We start from the raw sequence: 17,940 nt of genomic DNA, 5'->3' as shown, positions 1-17,940 counted from the left end.
TGAAGTACACCTGGCTGCCCTTGAGTGCCTATCTCTCGTTTGAACGTCTACATGAAGAGGTACACCGCTTACTCGGTGGTTACGGAACTGATCACGCGATTAATTTTGAATAGGCACTTATGAGTTCTTAAAAAAACGCTAATTTTCTACCCTACGTAAGAAATTACTTACAAATAACTAGGAGATATCTTACAAAACAGTACCAATTAGAGTACTTTTGGGATCAACAAAGAAAAATCAGTAGAGCCAAATATAAGTATTTTGTCCGAGATTCACTATAATGAATTAAAACGAACGCTTGAATACGAACATTATCGGCTTCGACGCAATAGCCAGGAAAGGCTGAAGGCTGCTGAAACTAGCCAATAAAAAGCAAGGAGAGAGTAATGGAGGTCATTCAGGGAAAAGACTATTCGAAAGATCTAGTCTTAACGACTGCGCTACCTGCATTTTTAGTATCTGATCTCCTCAAGTGTCCTAATCTGCCCTCTCTACCTTCTGTCGCTATTAATGTCCTGAAGATTGCACGCACAGAGCACCCTTCGGTAAGCGAGTATGCCAACGCCATTGAGCGTGATCCAGCCTTAACCATGCGGATCATTACACTTGCGAACAGTGCCTTTTTCTCGCGTACCCACATTAAAGTGCACACGTGCCATGAAGCGGCTGCCCGCCTGGGGTTAGATGCCACACTGGCAGCAGTAATGAGTTTCAGCCTACTTCAAAACAGGGCGGTCGATACCCATTATCAGCGTGTATGGATGCGCTCGATCATTGCCTCGTTAGCCGCACGACACCTTGCCATTCATCTCTGCGCCGACATGGCAGGACCTGTTTTTACGGCAGCCTTGCTTCAAGACATTGGCATTATTGCCTTGCGTGCAACTTATCCTATAGAAAGCAGCCATTTATATTCTGAAGCCGCCCTATCACATCGGCAGTTAGCAGAATCAGAGCAACGGCTTTTTGGCTGCGACCACTCTCAAGTAGGTGCTTGGATTGCCGCTAAATGGGGAGTTCCAACACCTCTTGCCCAACGTATCTGTGATAGCCACGGTGAATACGACATTGCCGCCCCGGACATGGTATGTATTCAGTTATCTGGCCCCATTGCCGATGCCTGGCTCTCTTCAAACCCAGCGCAATCATTAGTCACTGTGATAAGGGAATTTGAAACCTATCGGGGCACCCACACGATCTCTTTGCGGCATTTATTAGAAAATATTCAGCAGCAGTTACCGGCGTTGGCTGACATGTTGCAAATGTCAGCCCCTCCGCTACAAGATAACGAATCGCTGCTTGCTGAGGCGCAACAACTACTATTTCGGCAGACGTTACAGCTCAATGCGCGTCTTGAGATGCAACAGGCGGAACTCGCTTCGTTGCGTCAACGACAAGATGAGCTAGAAGAGCGCTCGCGAACCGATACGCTCACAGGCCTTGCGAACCGTGCCTGGCTGGAAGTGCAGATGCAAAAGCGTTTTGCCCTGTGTCAGCAACAGTCTCGCATCATGTCAGTTGTATTTATTGACCTGGACCATTTCAAAAAACTGAACGATAAGTACGGGCACCAAATGGGCGACCAAGTGCTCGAAAAATTCGGCAAGACGCTTCAAGCGTTAATTCGCGAAGGTGACTTGGCTGGCCGCTGGGGCGGTGAGGAATTTTTGATCATTTTACCTGATGAAAACGCCAAAGCTGCCCATGTTTTCGCAAAGCGAATTGTCGAGCGTTTAGAAAAAATCCCAATGGGTCGTGATGGCAATGTTCCCATCCATGTCTCCGTCTCTATTGGTATTGCCTGTTTAAATGATGGCGGGTTTGGCAGCGCAGGCGAGCTAATTGATGCGGCTGATAAAAGCATGTATTTCATCAAGCGCACAGGGCGCGGCGGCATAGCCGTGTATGGCGAGCGCGGCGCACCGATTACGCCTATTGATAACTAGTCTGGCGTTTGCGATTAGTGCCTTTCCTCAGTAAAAAGAGCAGCCTATGCTGGAACTTCATCAGGTCCATAAAACCTATACGACACCTCAAGGCCCGCTAAAAGTACTCGACGATGTCTCCCTTCGCTTGGCACCTGGCCAAAGCCTCGCATTGATGGGCGAATCGGGAAGCGGCAAATCCACTCTCCTCCATCTTGCTGCCGGTTTGGACCTGCCCGATCAGGGCAGTATCACACTCGCGGGACAGAACGTATCGACGCTAGCCGAACCCGACCGCGCCAAGCTACGCCGCGAAAAATTGGGCTTAGTATTTCAGCAATTTCACTTAGTCCCCAGCCTAACGGTCATCGACAATCTGCGCCTTCAGGCGCGTCTGGCCAACCGTAACGATACCGACTGGACAGCCTATTTAATCGCACGGCTGGGGCTAGAGGGGCTGGAAAAACGTTACCCAGAACAACTTTCCGGCGGGCAACAACAACGCCTGGCCATTGGCCGCGCTTTAGCCCCGCGCCCGCCGCTGTTACTAGCCGACGAACCGACGGGCAACTTGGATGAAACCACCGCTGGTAAAGTGCTTGAACTGCTATTAAGCCTTGTCCGCGAAACCCAGTGCGCTCTACTCGTTGTCACCCACAGCTTACAAGTAGCCGCACCGCTAGATCGCTGCCTGCGCTTGCGCCACGGCCAGCTGATTAACACCGTGACATGATCAAGTCTCTGCCCACGGTGGTGGCAACGCTGCTTGCCCACTACCGACGTCATCCAGGCCAATTAGCCATGCTACTACTCGGCCTGTGGGTAGCTAGCGCTCTATGGAGTGGCATTCAAGCCATCAACGCCACGGCTCGCGACAGCTACGCCCGCGCCGATGCCATGTTTGATACCCAGTTAGATCAGCTTGAGCGATGCGATGGCGCTCCCCTCACTCGTGCGGACTATCACGCCCTACGCCAAGCGGGCTTGCCCGTTTCGCCCATGCTAGAGGGTGAAGTTGTCACTCAAGATGGCACCCGGCTAACATTGATCGGCATTGATCCGCTGACCCTTGCCAGTGATAACCCGCTGGCCCAAGCAGACTCCTCGGGATCGTTAACCGACTTCCTGACACCGCCGTGGCAAACGCGTGCAGCCCCCGACACCTTAACGGCCACCACTACCCTGGCGAACGGCAAGACACTCCCGCCGCTCGTCTCAGCGCCAGTGCTACCGCCGGACACGCTGATGATGGATATCGCCGCCGCCGCACGGCTACTTGAGAGCGGTGAAGAAATCACGCGCCTTGTGGCCGCGCCGGGAGCACTGGGGGAAGCGCCGGTCGGATTAACGCTCACCCGTGCCACACGCATCGCCACCCCCGGCCAACTTACCGAAAGTTTTCACTTAAACCTTACGGCGTTGGGGCTACTCGCTTGGGTCGTAGGGCTATTTATCGTGCAGGCCGCGCTAGGTTTGGCTTTGGAACAACGCTTGGGCATGCTGCGTACCCTACGAGTACTGGGGGTCTCAGGGCGTAGTCTGATTCTAGCGCTCGGCGTAGAACTCATCCTGCTTGGCCTGATAGGTGCCGCTGCTGGCATCGCCAGCGGTGTATGGCTGGCACGCCTATTACTGCCCGATGTAGCGGCCACCCTAGGCTCACTGTATGGCGCAGGCGTTGGTAGAGAGCTCAACTTACCGTGGCATTACTGGGTCGGCGGGCTAGCGGTTAGCCTTGGTGGGCTACTGCTGGCGGGCGGCGGCGTGCTGTGGCGCGCTGCACGCTTAAACATGCTGGAATTAGGCCAGATGCAGGCTTGGCGAAGTGGTTACCGTCGACAGTTAATGTTGATGAGTATCGGCGGCGCTTTCGCAGTGGGCGTTGCGCTAGCTTTGTATATTTGGCTTCGCTTTCAGCCCCCAGGCGATGGCTTAGTGGCAGGCTTTGCGCTGGTTGCCGCGTTACTTCTGGCCAGCGCACTGTGGCTCCCCCCCTTGCTAGCCCTCGTATTGAAAGTGCTGACACATCTCGCCCGACGACGCCCGCTAGTTCATTGGGCACTGGCGGATATGCAGCTTCAGCTACCCAAGCTCTCGCTTGCCATGATGGCCCTACTCATCGCCCTGGCGACCAATCTAGGGGTCGGCAGTATGGTCGGTGGTTTTCGTCTCACCTTTTTAGAGTGGCTGGATCAGCGCTTAGTCGCCCCCCTCTATTTGAATGCCCCCGCCGAGCAATATGCAGACATTGATATTTGGCTGGCTGATCAACCTGACGTATCAGAGCGCCTGCTCACTCGGCGAAGCGAGGCCGTTCTTGAGTCCATCATTACGTCCGACGGCAGTCGCACTTTAGCCACCCCTGTCGAGCTTTATGGCATTACGCCAGGCGAATCTTTGACACCTCACTGGCCGCTCCTGACGACCCAGCTGGACCGTGACACTGCCTGGGCAGCCTTTGAGCATGGCGCGGCTTTTATTAACGAACAACTCGCTACTGCTGAGAATCTTTCCCCCGGCGACCAGCTAAACATTCGCGCGCCGGGCTCCAATGAAGCGCTGACCATCGCCGCGACTTACCCTGATTATGGCAATCCCAGCGGGCAGATTCTCATGGCATCGCCCCAGCTTGCCGCACGCTTTGATGCCCCGCCAAGCTCGATGGGCGTGGTGCTGCATGCCAACGCCGATGTGGATGCCCTGCGTGAAGCACTTACCGAGCGCTTTGGCCTGGGCAGCGATGCCCTTAGCGATCAACGCGAGATCAAGCGCATCGCCACCGAGATTTTCGAGCGCACCTTTACTATTACCCGTGCCCTGAATGTACTGACCTTAGCGGTAGCAGCCCTGGCGCTGCTGGCCAGCCTGCTTGCCCAGGCCCGCAGCCGACGCCAACAGCTAGCACCGCTCTGGGCGCTGGGTATTCCTAGGGCACAGCTGGCCCAGCTTAGTTTGGTACAGCTGGGGGGTGCGGCATTGGTCACCGGCCTGCTGGCACTGCCACTGGGTATCGCGATCACCTGGGGCTTGGTGGCGATCATTAATGTGGCTGCCTTTGGTTGGCGCCTACCGCTCTATCTATTCCCTTGGGAAATGGCTGTCACCTTAGCGACCGCGGTTGCCGTGGCGCTGTTATCTGCAGCACTGCCTGCGCTGCGCTTTTGGCGTGTCTCACCGCGCACGTTACTAGCAGAAGAGGCCAATCAGTGAGCCAAAATCAATGAGCTTAAGTCGACTGCAAAACTTCCGTCTTCTACTGGCGTTTACCGCGACGCTGATGCTTTACGGCTGCAGTTCAGAAGAATCAACGTCTTCTGCTAACACAGGCTTTGCCGGGCTGGGCCAGGAGGCTGATGGCTTTCAACATGCCGAGCCAAACCAGTTGCTTACGTTTCCAACGGATCACGCAGCACACCCGGATTACCGTATCGAGTGGTGGTACTTAACTGCCAACTTAGAAGATGCCTCTGGCGAGCCATTTGGCCTGCAGTGGACACTTTTTCGTCAAGCGTTAATACCGCCCAGCGAGCGCCCTGCTCCCACACCCTGGGCGGCTGACCAGCTCTGGATGGCCCATATGGCAATCTCCCAGGGGGAACAGCACGAAGTGGCCGAGCGCTTCGGGCGCAGCCACTCTCAGGCCGACCTGAGCGTCCACCAGGATAGCCAAGCAGGCATCATCTCTAGCCCCTTTCATGCCTGGTTAGATGATTGGCAGCTTAAAGCGAGTGGAGAAGCTGGCAGCGACGCTTTTAGCCCTCTAACGCTCACCGCCTACAGCGGCGAAGGCAAGTCGCGCTTTGGCTACATGTTAACGCTTACCGCCCAAGGGCCACTGGTTTTGCATGGGGAACAAGGGTTCAGCCAGAAAGCCGCCAATGGCCAAGGCTCAATGTACTATAGCCAGCCCTTCTGGCAGATAGACGGCAATGTCACCCTTAACGGCGAGACCAAAGCTGTCAGCGGGCGAGGCTGGCTCGATCGGGAATGGAGCAGCCAGCTACTCGATGCCCGTCAGTCAGGCTGGGATTGGCTATCGCTGCATTTTAACGACGGTCATAAGCTGATGGCGTTTCAGCTACGTGGCGGTGGTGACAACACGGATCAAGAGCAAGGCGCTGACTATCGCTCGGGCACCTGGATTACCCCGCAAGGTGAACCCACTCCATTAGCAAATACCGACATCATCATGACGCCGCTGGCAACGTCGTCTGTGGCCGGGCGCGACATTCCCACCCGCTGGCGACTGGCAGTGCCTTCAGCGGGCGTCGATATCATCGTTGAAGCGCCCTACGCCAACCGCTGGATGACCACCAGCGTGCCGTACTGGGAGGGCGAAGTGGAGATCAGTGACCGCGCCAGCGGCGAACCGCTTGGCGAGGGTTATCTGGAAATGACAGGATATTAATAAGCAAGTGGCGTAATTTATGCTGCTCTTTTAAGCAGCCATGTCACTCGGCGCTCTCTGCGATAAAGGCAGCTAGATTAGCAATATCATCATCCGATAAATTGGTAGCATTGGGGATCATCAGAAAGGAGTTTGATCCCACCTTTTCACCGGCCCGGTACGTTTCAAGGCGGGAGGTAATATACTCCGCATCCCGACCGCTCAGTGATGGAAAGCTAGCCATTCCCTTCCCGTTTGGTCCGTGACATTGGGCACATGCGTCAGCAAATAGCGCTTCTCCGGCGGACTTATCTGCCGCCTGACCCGTTGTCGACCCCATCGCCAGCGCCATCGTAATAATGAAAAACAGCGATACCTTCATAGTGACCTTTTCCCAGTAGAGTGGTCTTGATCAAAAAGCATGAGTTGGTTTGGGTGAGAACGCAGCCGCACTGAGCTATGCCAGGAGCTATGCCAGTGCGGCTGCCATTAGCTTATTCCGGAGTGATGCGGTAAATGCTGCCTTCATCAACCGCCGTATAAAGATCACCCTCCGGGCCCAGCACCACCGAACGGAAGCGAGCAGCTCCCATGGGCACCGGCATTTCGGTAACGTCATTGACCGAAAGACCATCCTCCGCGATATCAATCAGGTTAATACGCTGCCCCACCGGCGTACCTCCAAAGCCAATGCCCATAAAACCAACAACCAGACGGCCGTCCCAATCGCCCCACTGCTCGCCGACTAGAAACTCGGCAGACGAGATACCCTGAGAAAGCCCATCGTTTTTCCAAGCAGGCTGCATAGCGTCAGGGTAGGTTTCGGTGTCGGTCACCGGCATATAGGCCGCCCGCTCTTTTGGATCCATCCCCTCGGTCTGATTGGGCTCATAACCGCAATAATCGTCCGGGCAGTCGCCACGGCCCGCCATGTTCGGTTTCGGATCCCAGCCACTATTACCACCATTGACCAGCGCATTGATCTCATCCGAATGCCAGGGGCCGTGCTCCGTCACGATGGGCTGCCCTGTATCAGGGTGGAAGGTGATGCCCTGTACGTTACGGTGACCATAGGTATAGATACGTGGATCGAAGCCCTCAGGCGGTTCGTTACCCTCGGCAGCCTCGCCATCCCGGTCAATACGCAGCACCTTGCCACCAAGAAGCTCCGGTGACTGCGGTATCTCACTGTTATGATTATCGCCAGTGGTCACATAAAGGTAGCCATCCTCGGGGCTGAAGCGGATACGTCCGCCATTGTGTGCGCCAGCATCGCCGAACGGGTGATCGGTGGCGGCGGGCTTGTAAGGAATATCCTCGACAATGTCAGTGCGATCCGATACCTCAGTGAAATCACTGTTTACCGTCATGCGCTGCACACGGTTAGTGCGTGGCTCAGACATGTTGGAGGCAGAGTAAACGTAGACCGTGCGGTTTTCGTCAAAATCGTGGTCGATTGCCACACCGTTCATCCCGGCCTGACCCTCGCAGACAAGATCATCGGCGGTGGTGGCATACTCCTCCGTGCCTTCCATGCCTAGCAGATGCTCTACCTCACCATCGGGGAGCCGCACCGAAAGCCCAAGACAGCGTTCGGTATAAAACATCGTCCCGTCGGGCAGAAAGGCCATATCCCAAGGGTTTTCAAGACCGGTTAACACCTCAGTCTGGCTGAGTTCAGGCTCATTGGCAGTCGCAATGGCGGGTAAGCCTATGATCACCGCAGAAGCGATGAACGCAGATAGCGGCCGCAGAACGGGTTTATGGGACATTGAAGGCACTCCTTCCTAGCGTTGTTTGTAATTGTTATCCATTTTGCCATGGGCTTATTTAGTTTAGATCGGCAACCATGGCGGTCAATATTTACCGTGAACCAAGTTTCTAATCAGCACATTGCGAATTGAGCAATCCCCATTGTGGGGAGTGAGGAGGAGACAATTCACCAATGGAGATCAAAAACCGCACCCTGTGTATAGCGAATGTCGCTTTATGACAACCAATGTCTGCACACCGCGACACACTAGTAAGCGAATAAACTGCTGACTAGAGAGCACGCCATGAATCGCAATGTCATTCTCACCTGTGCCGTTACCGGCGCAGGGGATACTACCGCCAAAAACCCCAGCGTTCCCGTGACACCCAAGGCCATCGCGGCCTCCTGCATTGAAGCTGCTCGCGCCGGGGCAAGCATCGCGCATATCCATGTTCGCGACCCGGAGACCGGCGGCATCAGCCACTCTTCTGAGCAGTTCCGCGAAGTAATGGAGCGCGTTCGCGAGGTCGATGTGGATATCGTCATGAACATCACCGCGGGCGGCGGCGGCGACTGGATACCCGATGCCACAGACCCCACTCGCGGCGGCCCCGGCACCGATATCCAAACGCCCGCCGAACGTCACGCCCCTGTCGGCGAGCTGCTCCCCGAGCTGTGCACGCTGGATTGCGGCAGCCTCAATTTTGGCGACATGGTTTACGTCAACCCGGCTGACTGGCTGCGTGAACACGCCCGCCTTGTTCAAGCCGCAGGCGTTAAGCCGGAGCTGGAGTGCTTTGATCTGGGCCACGTCTGGTTTGCCCGCCAGCTTCAGCAAGAGGGCTTGATCGATGGCGACCCGCTCTATCAGCTCTGCCTGGGTATTCCCTGGGGCGCCGAAGCAGACACCGAAACGATGTTGGCCATGCGTAACAAATTACCCACCAACGCTAACTGGGCTGCGTTTGGCATTGGTCGCCATCAAATGCCCATGGTTGCCCAAGCCGTGCTGCTAGGTGGCCACGCTCGGGTCGGGTTGGAAGATAACCTGTTTTTAGAGAAAGGCGTGCTGGCCAACAACGGCCAACTGGTCGAGAAAGCGTCGACCATCATTGAAAACCTCGGCGCCCGAGTAATGACACCGGCAGAAACCCGGGCACATCTGAAGTTACGTAACCCGTCAGGAGGTGACGCATGAGCCGCTTAGCCGTGATTGGTACTGGCGTGATTGGCAACGGTTGGATTGCCCGCGCCCTAGCTCAAGGGTGGGACGTCGTCGCTTTTGATCCAGATTCCCACGCGCCTGCGCGCACCCAATCGTTTATCGACAATGCCTGGTCTTCGTTAACTCAGCTAGGCCTTGCGCCCGGTGCTAGCCCTGAGCGGTTAACCTTTGCGACCACGATCGAAGAGGCCGTGAACGGCGTTGACCTGATTCAGGAGAACGTGCCCGAGCGTCTACCGCTAAAGCAAGAAATTTTAGCCGCTATCGATGCTGCCGCCGCACCGGACGTCATCATTGGCTCGTCGACTTCCGGCTTCAAACCCACGGACCTGCAGCAGCAGTGTCGGCAAGCACCTGGGCGTGTGATCGTCGCTCACCCCTTCAACCCGGTGTATTTGCTGCCATTGGTAGAGCTTGTTGGCGGTGAGGCCACCCAGCCCGCCCAAATCGCCAGCGCCCAAGAGTTGTATCAGTCGCTCGCCATGCGGCCGTTGGTGGTGCGCCGTGAAATAGAGGGCCATATCGCCGACCGCTTGATGGAAGCGCTGTGGCGTGAAGCCTTGCACTTGGTCAACGATGGCGTGGCCACCACAGAAGAGATCGACGCGGCGGTGGTTTACGGCTGCGGGCTCCGCTGGCCATTGATGGGCACCTTTTTAACCTTCCACTTGGCGGGCGGCGAGCCTGGCATGCGCCATATGCTGGAGCAGTTTGGCCCCGCGTTAAAACTACCCTGGACCAAACTGGAAGCCCCAGAACTCACCGACGAACTCATCGACAAAGTGGTCGAAGGCTGTGAGCATCAGGCCGCGGGGCGTTCAGTGGCCACGCTGGACCGGCGCCGGGATGACTTTTTAGTCGAGCTGCTGGAAGTAGTGCAAAAATACTGGCCGGAAGCCGAAGGTCTAAAGGGGCGCATTTAATGAACATCCATGAAACCCACGTCGCCCCCGAGTGGGTCGACTACAACGGGCACATGAACGACGCGGAGTACGCCCGCGTCTTTTCCCAGGCCTGCGAAGCACTGATTGACCAGATAGGCTTAGACGAAGCAGGCCGTGAGCACTATGGCTACACGATCTATACGCTGGAAACCCACCTCTGCTATCGCCGCGAGGCGCACCAAGGTCAGCCGCTCAATATTGACCTAACGCTGCTCGATAGCGATGCAAAACGCCTGCACGTGTTTTTCGCCATGTTCGATGACGAAGGCAACCTGCTGGCAACCAGCGAACAGATGCTGATGGGCATGAAGCAAGCTTCCGGGCGACCAAGCCCGTTTCCCGAAGCGGTCGCAAATCATGTGGCGGCACTGCCACGGGCAGAGAGCGATGCCTGGCCGGAGCTTGCTGGCCGCACCATCGGTATTCGACGCTGAGGGTGACATCAAAGATGAACGTAGACGCCTTTATTCAACGCTTTAGCGCAGGGCTGGCCATGATGGAGGAACTGCCCTTGCCTCAATCGCGGCGTGCCTACGATAAGCTTTGTCGCACCGTCGCCCCACCCGACCCGGCAGGAATGCGGATCGACAATAGCATTTGTGAGGGTGTTAGCGTGCGCCGCTTTATCCCCCAACGGCGAACGCCAGGCTGCGTGCTGTTTATCCATGGCGGCGGTTTTACGATCGGCTCAGCGGAGAGCCACCACGGCCTCGCCGCCAGCTTGGCACAAACCCTTGAGCGTGAAGTGGTGAGCGTTAACTATCGGCTGGCGCCAGAGGTGGCTTACCCCGCCATGTTGGCAGACTGCCAAGCGGTGTTAGAAGCGATTCATCCTGTTGCGCTGGTGGGTGACAGCGCGGGCGGACGACTGGCTATCGACCTTGCCCATCAGCTTAATGAAGCACCGCCGCTCGGATTGATCTACCCACCGGTCGGCGAACTTTCAACTAGCTGCCTTGGGGAGGAAGCACCACTACTGTCACGCAGCGATGTGCTCAGTATTCGTCAACAGTGCCCTGAGATTATCGCCACCCAGCGGGATTGTAGCCCTCCTGCGAGCAGCATCGAAGTGCTCACCGTGGAGCACGACCCGTTAACGCGGCCTGTCGAAACGGCGGTGGTGCTCTGGCAGCAAGCGGGGGCGTCCATTGGCTACCGCTGTGCGCCGCAGATGGTACATGGCGCGCTTCACGCCCACACTCAGCTACCCGACATGAGTGCCGCTTGGCAGGACTTTTGCCACACACTAAAACGGCGCCTTAATCATTAAGGCGCCGTTTCGTCGTTCAGTTCGTAAAAAACGTGCTTTTAAGCGTCGAGCTATTAAGAGCCGAGCTATTAAGAATCAAACTGGGCCCGCACTTGCTCAATAGCGGATTTGCCATCGCGGGTTTCAACACCGTCTAACCATTCGGCAACGGTATCCAGGTTGTTACCAATCCACTCGTTCGCCACTTCATCCGCCGGGCGCTCTTCGTAGCTGTACTCGTGCACCCACTCGTTCTGGTCCTCGATCGCCACCACGTATTGCGACAGGAAGCGGTGCACCTGTGGTGCCTCATCGGCAAGGCTTGCCGGGGTAATAGTCCACACGGTGCTTTCAATGGATGCCACGCCCGCATCATCGCTGTCGGCTAAATAGGCTAAATCAAAGCTCACGTTCATCCAGTGAGGTTCCCAGCCGACAAACGTGACCCATTCCTCGTCAGCCATTTTTTGCTCCGCCTGGGCAAGCATGGCCGAGGTCGAGCTTTCACGAAGCTGCCAATCCCCCAGACCTGCCAGGTCGTTATCGATGGCATTGAGAATGGCGTCGTTAATGCCCGTGCCCGCTTCAATGCCCTGGATTTCGCCATCGAAGCGGTCATGGTGCTCAGCCAATTCAGCGACCGTAGTAACACCCGCATCGTAAACATACTGGGGAACCACCAACCCGGAATTGGCCCCGCTGATATTGGACACCACTTTTTCGACTTTACCGTCGGCCACTAGCGGCTCAACCATATCTGTCTGTACTGGATACCAGCCACCCAGATAGATTTCCAGGTCATTGCGCGCCAAGCCTTCCAAAATAACGCTAACCGCTAAATCTTGCTGGCGGGTTTCGTAACCCATGCTCTCCAGCAATTGAGCAGCAATTTCGGATTTTACCGTGACCCCAGGCCATGGCGGCACGCCTAAACGCAGCTCATCAAGCTCTGCCATGGCAGGCGTGGCAGCAAATGCAGCGAGTAAAAAACCCGCTTTTAGCGACAACGACTTGGTGGTGTTAGAGCGAGTAGTGACAGACATCATATGGCTAAACCTCTTATTAGTTGGGTTTAGTTAGTATGCGCGGCTGCCTCCCAACTACTAGGCACTAAGCGACGCTTGTCCGACATTACACGACACCATTGAGCCTTAAACGCTTTTCTCCCGCACCTGCCGGGGCGAATAGCCGTAATGGGTACGAAACGAACGCGCAAAGCTGGAAGACGAACTAAACCCGCAGGCTAACCCCACCGCCAATACGGCTAAATCGGTCTCCGCTAACAGCCGCCGGGCGCGCTTGATGCGTAGCTGCAAGTACCACTGCCGCGGGGTCTCGTTGAGCTCTTGCTCGAATAAGCGCTGAAGCTGGCGGACCGATACCTCTACCCGGCTCGCGACCTCTTCGAGGGAAAGCGGCTCTTCAAGGTTCTGCTCCATCAGCGCCACCGCCTCGACCACACGCCGGTTGTGGGTGCCAAGGCGTTTCACCAGCGCCATGCGCTGCTGGTCGCTGCGAGTGCGGATTCGGTCATGGATGAGTTGCTCAGACACATCGATGGCCAGCTTCGCGCCATGCCGGCGCGCGATCACCTCAAGGGCCATATCCATGGCCGCCGCCCCACCCGCACAGGAGAAGCGCCGCTCCCCCAGCTCATACAGCTCATCCGTGGTCTCAATACCCGGAAAGCGTTCACGAAATGCAGGCAAACTCTCCCAGTGCAGCGCCACCCGCTCGTGTTTTAGCAACCCAGTGGCCGCGAGCAAAAATGCCCCGGTATCAATACCGCCCAAGCAGCAGCCCGCTTGATCCAACTGATGAAGCCAGGCCATTAATGGTCGAGTGAGATGGGCTTCCGGCGTAAACCCGCTGCATACCGCCAGCGAAGGCAAGTGATGGACATCCGCCGTTGCTTGATCCGCCATCAGCGTCATACCGTTAGATGCCGTCACCGGCCCACCATCAGCGCTGATCAAGGTCCAATCGAACAGCGGACGGTTGGCAATGCGATTAGCGATCCGCAGCGGCTCTACCGCCGCAAAGAATGCCATCATCGAATACTGGGGCAACAATAAAAAGCCCACCATTTCCGGTAGTGGGCCTGTATAACTAAGACGCATATTCGTGCTCGATATCAGTCATGGAAAGCGTTCATTGACATCCTCCGACCACTAAATCAGAGATGATAGTGGCGGATTCCCAAGTTGTTACCTTCCTGGTTCCTGCTTCGGTGTTCGCCGCCTTCAATACCTTGGCATTGCCGGTCTGACACAAACTCCACAGGCGTAAATTCCCGAATGCCCTTCGGTATTTACTTCAACTCTCGGCACCGGCTAACAACGCGGTGCCTGCTTGTAGAATATTGCGGGCGGCATTGAGGTCACGATCAATGCCTTGGGTGCCGCAGTCTGGGCAGTCCCAGGTGCGGACATTCAGTGGTAGTGAGGCCATCACAAAGCCACAGCCATAACAGCGTTTGCTGCTGGGGTACCAGCGGTCGATTTGGACGAACTGCCGTCCCGCCCAGGCCGCTTTATAGTCAAGCTGGCGCACCAGCTCGCCCCAGCCAACATCGCTTATGGCTTTGGATAGATGTCGGTTTTTGACCATATTCTTAACCTGCAAACTCTCCGCCGCGATCACTTGGTTCTCGTTGACGATCTGGCGGGTGAGTTTATGGAGGTGGTCAAGCCGACTACCGGCAATTTTAGCGTGGCATTTAGCAACCTTTAGCCGCGCCTTGGCGCGGTTGTTGGAGCCTTTTTGCTTGCGGCTCAATTGCCGCTGCGCCCGCGCCAGCTTGCGGGCATAGCGCGCCGTATGACGCGGATTATTAACGCGCTTTCCGTCACTGGTGACGAATAAATCTTTCAGCCCAAGATCAATGCCCACCATCTTCGGCGTGATCGGCAGGGTGTCGGCCTCCACTTTGCACAGACAGCTAACGAAGTAGCGACCAGCCGCGTCTTTGGATACCGTAACGGTGCTAGGGGTAGAAGGTAGATCGCGGCTCCAGCGAATGTTCAGCGGTTCGCTGCACTTGGCCAGCGTGATCTGTCCGTCACGGTACGAAAATGCCGAACTAGCAAAGGTGGCGGATTGGCGATGCTTTTTGGATTTAAAGCTCGGATAGCGAGCCCGCTTGGCAAAGAAGTGTTTGAACGCCATTTGCTGATGCCGCAGGCATTGCTGCAACGGCACCGAACTGACGTCGGCCAGGAACGCGGTGTCAGGCTGCTTTTTCAACTGCGTTAGAAATGCGCTAGCGTCATTGTAGCCGATCTTTTCCTGACGCTGATAGAACGCATCGGTGCGATAGCGCAGCACCGCGTTCCAGACAAACCGCACGCATCCAAACGTCCGTGCCAGCAAGGTTGCCTGCTCGGGCGTGGGGTAAAAGCGGTATTTGAAAGCGCGTTCGGTTTTCATTTCTTACAACTTATATGCATTTATGTAAGATCGCAAGCATTAGAAACAAGGCGTCCTTTCGGACGCCGTGCTATCCATCTACGCCCAAAACGTGCCTTGGATGGGGTGCTCCGCGCTTTTCAATAAAGCCCTAGTCGTTGTCGAGCCGCTCCATACGGTATAGCCGCCACTGGTTCTCGACCCGGCCATCCGGCAAGTGGCAATAGCGTCCGGTACCCAACCACATGGCAGCCTCCTGCTATCAACATTAAAGCGTGTAGCCATCCACTTTAATCCTGCACGGCATTAGTAACCACCTTACCTGCACTATTTGGCGTTTGCTGATGTCGACAATGGTAGCTAGGCTGTAGCTAGCAACATCGACGTACAAGCATTGTCGATGGCTATTCGCAATACTTAATTCATAAGGAGAGTGAAGCTATGTCCAGCCCTGAACATAAGCAAAAGATCTGGAAGATGATCAAAGACATTAAAGTTGGCATGCTCGTTACGCTGGATCACGATATGCCGCGAGCTCGGCCGATGCACTTAGTGCAGGAAGAGTATGATGGCACCCTGTGGTTCTTTACTCGCCGCAGTGCTGAAAAAGTGTTTGAAACCAAGAGTGATCATGATGTTTGTCTCAGTTTTTCTGATCAGGAAGATGGCGTGTACGTTTCGCTTTCGGGCAAAGCCAACCTGATCGATAACCGTGATCTGATCGAAAAATACTGGAACCCTTTCGTCGGCGCTTGGTTTCCTGAAGGCAAGGATGATCCAGACGTCGCACTGCTTGAAGTTAAAGTCCAGATGGGTGAGCACTGGAAAGCCAAAGAGAGTAAAACCTTTCAGCTCTATGAGATCGCCAAAGCTAATCTCAAAAAGGACGCCACTCCAGACCTAGGCGAGAATGAAAAATTCGGTGGCTAACCTCCTTACCAAGAAGCGCCCTACTGCCGGGGCGCTTTTCAGCCTAATGCTTGTCATGCTCATGGGCTCAAATAGCGCATGGGCAACTGACGAATCCCAGAGCGATAAGGCCAGCGTGCAAGATCAGTGTGAACTCACCGATCAAGAGCGGGAAATGCTCACGCTGATTAACGAGGCGCGCAGCCAGCAGCGGCAATGCGGCGATCAACGGTTTGAGGCCGTGGGATCGTTAGTTTGGAGCTGCAAGCTGGAAGCAGCGGCCAAGAGCCACTCCCAGGACATGGCCGAGAATGACTACTTTAGCCATACAGGCCCGGATGGCGCGGGAATTGAGCAACGCGTCAATAATCAGAATTACGCATGGCAAGCCGTGGGTGAAAATATCGCCGCTGGCCATACCTCGGTGTCCGCAGCAGTGGAAGGCTGGCTAGAGAGTCCCGGCCATTGCCGCAACATCATGAATGACGCCTTTACCGAGATGGGCATGGCGAAAGCCAAAGATTCAGAATCGCGCTATTCAATCTACTGGACACAAACACTCGGCAACCCTCGCTAAGCACACACGAGTCAATTACTGGCCGCCTCCTAACCCACCATAGTGGACGGCCGTAATCGCATTTTTAGGCGAGCCATCTACCAGTTTGGTGCTGTAGGTGAGGTACACAAAAGTCTGCGTTTCGGTATCGTGCATCCGGACAACGCGCATATTTTTGAACAGTGCCGAGCGCCGCTGTGTAAAAATTACTTCTTGCTCATCTACCTCAGCGGGGTCAAACACAATCTCCCCCGTCTGCCGACACGCTACGCTAGCTTCACTCGCCTCCTCAGCAAGCCCTACCGCGCCCGAGATCCCACCAATTTGAGAGTAGGAAAGATAGCAGGAGATGCCCTGCACTTTCGGATCATCGAAGCGCTCCACTTCGATCGTATTGTTCGGGCCAAGCAGCTTGAACTCGGTTCGCACGCTACCGATGTGAGCATCCTGAGCGAGCAGCGCGGGTGGGAACAATGCAGACATAAGAATGAGCGCCCTGAAAGTGGCGCGTTTAGAAAAAAACATGGTTAGCTTCCTTTGCAATAATTAGCCTAATGGTGGGCAGGAGAGGAGTATGTCTGAGGCAACATAAAATGCTTCCTTATAGTATTTAGATAACGGGGGCTGACCTTACCGTGGTCTGCGTATACCACTCCAAGTGCCATAAATACTATGACGCACAAAGCCCCACTCTCCCCAGAAAACATCCATGTTATCCTTTGGAACGCTAAATAAAAAATAGCCACCATTATTACTGAGCGACCACTGCCCTGTGATGGAAATCGCGTCTTGCCCACTGCTGTACTGTATATTGAAAAGATCTCCAACGGCTTCACTGCCAGCCAACCGGTAAGCACCTCTACTGCCTTTAAAATCCACACGTGCTCGAACATGACTGCCATCGTCAGTTGTATAACTCGTATCCCAGGAGCTTTCATGAAGCCGCGGGAACTTCGCAGTGGGTGGCGGCATCATCATTTTTATTGAACTTGGCCGTACGTCTGTAGCTGGGTTAATTTCGTTGTCAGTCTCAATCAAGCAGAGAAAATGTTCTTGCACACACACAGGGGGAGGCTCAAACATTTCGCCAATAGTCGGTAAATTGCTTGGCGGGGGGAACCACGACTCATCGATTTCCTCGATTCGCCCCCGACGATATTCTGGGCGGAGGAGCGAATATTGTTCGGATGCCAAATCAAATCGACCAATGAATTTCTTGGTAGTCGAATCGAAGTAGTACGCTTTATCTGGGGCGTCATCATAAACAATCACAATTTGTTGTTGGTACTCAAGGCTATTTTCTGGGTTCTTCGCGAACCAAAACGTCGACCTGAGTCTTTTTTCTGAATCACGGGTCCAGCCATCGGTTTTATCGCCGTTTGTGTAAAATTGGTCAGGATGCTGCAATTGCACCTGCGCAAAGACCTCGCTAATTGAAGACAAGAGGATAAATATAAGTAGTATTGAACCGCCCCGGTTATTCCGGAGACCGGTTTGTTTGAGTCAGGCAGCTTCACCCGACTCCTCCAATTGACGATAATACGTCCTTTCTCGTTCTGCTGGTGGAACGTTTCCGATGGGTTC

The 17,940-nt window shown here is 55.2% G+C and carries 18 protein-coding genes and 1 pseudogene; 11 read left to right on the top strand and 8 right to left on the bottom strand.

Annotation, left to right across the window (positions count from 1 at the left end; translation table 11 throughout):
- The 5 genes and pseudogenes from V8L70_RS21565 to V8L70_RS21545 form a co-directional block, all read left to right on the top strand.
- Positions 1-113, top strand: a pseudogene (locus tag V8L70_RS21565) (IS630-like element ISHsp2 family transposase); the annotation flags it as partial.
- A gap of 273 nt (positions 114-386) precedes the next feature.
- On the top strand, positions 387-1,946 hold the full coding sequence (locus V8L70_RS21560) for a sensor domain-containing diguanylate cyclase (protein ID WP_336270569.1): 1,560 nt from the start codon (positions 387-389) through the stop codon (positions 1,944-1,946).
- 46 nt (positions 1,947-1,992) lie between these two features.
- Positions 1,993-2,658, top strand: a complete 666-nt coding sequence (locus V8L70_RS21555; protein WP_101146542.1) for an ABC transporter ATP-binding protein — start codon at positions 1,993-1,995, stop codon at positions 2,656-2,658.
- Complete coding sequence (locus V8L70_RS21550) at positions 2,655-5,135, top strand: ABC transporter permease (protein WP_198556042.1); 2,481 nt, start codon at positions 2,655-2,657, stop codon at positions 5,133-5,135. Before V8L70_RS21555 ends, V8L70_RS21550 begins: the two co-directional genes overlap by 4 nt.
- 10 nt (positions 5,136-5,145) lie before the next feature.
- Positions 5,146-6,333, top strand: coding sequence for a lipocalin-like domain-containing protein (locus V8L70_RS21545; RefSeq protein ID WP_101146543.1), 1,188 nt, complete (start codon positions 5,146-5,148; stop codon positions 6,331-6,333).
- A gap of 43 nt (positions 6,334-6,376) precedes the next feature.
- Here the strand turns inward: V8L70_RS21545 and V8L70_RS21540 are convergent, their stop codons facing one another.
- Both V8L70_RS21540 and V8L70_RS21535 read right to left on the bottom strand, forming a co-directional pair.
- Positions 6,377-6,694 carry a c-type cytochrome gene (locus V8L70_RS21540; RefSeq protein ID WP_101146544.1) on the bottom strand — a complete coding sequence of 106 codons (318 nt, stop codon included), beginning with the start codon at positions 6,692-6,694 and terminating at the stop codon, positions 6,377-6,379.
- Positions 6,695-6,806: 112 nt separating this feature from the next.
- The gene (locus tag V8L70_RS21535; protein WP_101146545.1) at positions 6,807-8,084 is read right to left on the bottom strand and encodes a PQQ-dependent sugar dehydrogenase; all 1,278 of its coding nucleotides are present in this window, start codon (positions 8,082-8,084) and stop codon (positions 6,807-6,809) included.
- Between the two features lie 285 nt (positions 8,085-8,369).
- Between V8L70_RS21535 and V8L70_RS21530 the strand changes: the two genes are divergently transcribed.
- The 4 genes from V8L70_RS21530 to V8L70_RS21515 are packed head-to-tail and all read left to right on the top strand — an operon-like array spanning position 8,370 to position 11,504.
- Positions 8,370-9,263, top strand: a complete 894-nt coding sequence (locus V8L70_RS21530) for a beta-keto acid cleavage family enzyme (RefSeq protein WP_101146546.1) — start codon at positions 8,370-8,372, stop codon at positions 9,261-9,263.
- A complete protein-coding gene (locus tag V8L70_RS21525) occupies positions 9,260-10,213 on the top strand; it encodes an L-carnitine dehydrogenase (RefSeq protein WP_101146547.1) in 954 nt (317 codons plus the stop codon). The genes V8L70_RS21530 and V8L70_RS21525 overlap by 4 nt, the downstream gene beginning before the upstream one ends.
- A complete protein-coding gene (locus tag V8L70_RS21520; protein WP_101146548.1) occupies positions 10,213-10,668 on the top strand; it encodes a thioesterase family protein in 456 nt (151 codons plus the stop codon). The genes V8L70_RS21525 and V8L70_RS21520 overlap by 1 nt, the downstream gene beginning before the upstream one ends.
- Before the next feature lie 14 nt (positions 10,669-10,682).
- On the top strand, positions 10,683-11,504 hold the full coding sequence (locus V8L70_RS21515; protein ID WP_101146549.1) for an alpha/beta hydrolase fold domain-containing protein: 822 nt from the start codon (positions 10,683-10,685) through the stop codon (positions 11,502-11,504).
- 68 nt (positions 11,505-11,572) lie between these two features.
- Here V8L70_RS21515 and V8L70_RS21510 read toward each other — a convergent pair whose 3' ends face one another.
- The 4 genes from V8L70_RS21510 to V8L70_RS21495 all read right to left on the bottom strand — a co-directional run bounded on the left by V8L70_RS21510 (position 11,573) and on the right by V8L70_RS21495 (position 15,138).
- A complete protein-coding gene (locus V8L70_RS21510; protein ID WP_101146550.1) occupies positions 11,573-12,529 on the bottom strand; it encodes an ABC transporter substrate-binding protein in 957 nt (318 codons plus the stop codon).
- A 105-nt stretch (positions 12,530-12,634) separates the two neighbouring features.
- Entirely contained in the window at positions 12,635-13,603 is a 969-nt protein-coding gene (locus V8L70_RS21505) for a GlxA family transcriptional regulator (RefSeq protein WP_101146551.1), read from the bottom strand.
- A gap of 196 nt (positions 13,604-13,799) precedes the next feature.
- On the bottom strand, positions 13,800-14,912 hold the full coding sequence (locus tag V8L70_RS21500) for an RNA-guided endonuclease InsQ/TnpB family protein (protein WP_101146552.1): 1,113 nt from the start codon (positions 14,910-14,912) through the stop codon (positions 13,800-13,802).
- Between the two features lie 130 nt (positions 14,913-15,042).
- Positions 15,043-15,138, bottom strand: coding sequence for a DUF333 domain-containing protein (locus tag V8L70_RS21495; RefSeq protein WP_232774878.1), 96 nt, complete (start codon positions 15,136-15,138; stop codon positions 15,043-15,045).
- A 194-nt stretch (positions 15,139-15,332) separates the two neighbouring features.
- Between V8L70_RS21495 and V8L70_RS21490 the strand changes: the two genes are divergently transcribed.
- Positions 15,333-15,821: a pyridoxamine 5'-phosphate oxidase family protein gene (locus V8L70_RS21490; RefSeq protein WP_101146553.1), complete on the top strand. Its 489-nt coding sequence runs from the start codon at positions 15,333-15,335 to the stop codon at positions 15,819-15,821.
- Positions 15,814-16,377 (top strand): CAP domain-containing protein, encoded by a 564-nt coding sequence (locus tag V8L70_RS21485; protein ID WP_332870634.1) that lies wholly within the window; start codon positions 15,814-15,816, stop codon positions 16,375-16,377. The genes V8L70_RS21490 and V8L70_RS21485 overlap by 8 nt, the downstream gene beginning before the upstream one ends.
- Positions 16,378-16,392: 15 nt before the next feature.
- On the opposite strand, the gene V8L70_RS21480 is transcribed toward V8L70_RS21485, so the two are convergent.
- Both V8L70_RS21480 and V8L70_RS21475 read right to left on the bottom strand, forming a co-directional pair.
- On the bottom strand, positions 16,393-16,881 hold the full coding sequence (locus V8L70_RS21480; RefSeq protein ID WP_101146555.1) for a CreA family protein: 489 nt from the start codon (positions 16,879-16,881) through the stop codon (positions 16,393-16,395).
- 105 nt (positions 16,882-16,986) lie between these two features.
- Entirely contained in the window at positions 16,987-17,769 is a 783-nt protein-coding gene (locus V8L70_RS21475; RefSeq protein ID WP_336270568.1) for a hypothetical protein, read from the bottom strand.
- Positions 17,770-17,940: the final 171 nt, after the last annotated feature.

It is taken from the genome of Vreelandella arctica (assembly GCF_037070215.1).
In the GTDB taxonomy this organism is placed as follows: domain Bacteria; phylum Pseudomonadota; class Gammaproteobacteria; order Pseudomonadales; family Halomonadaceae; genus Vreelandella; species Vreelandella arctica.
The sequence above is the reverse complement of the archived record's forward strand: the minus strand, read 5'-3'. Positions and strand labels throughout refer to the sequence as shown.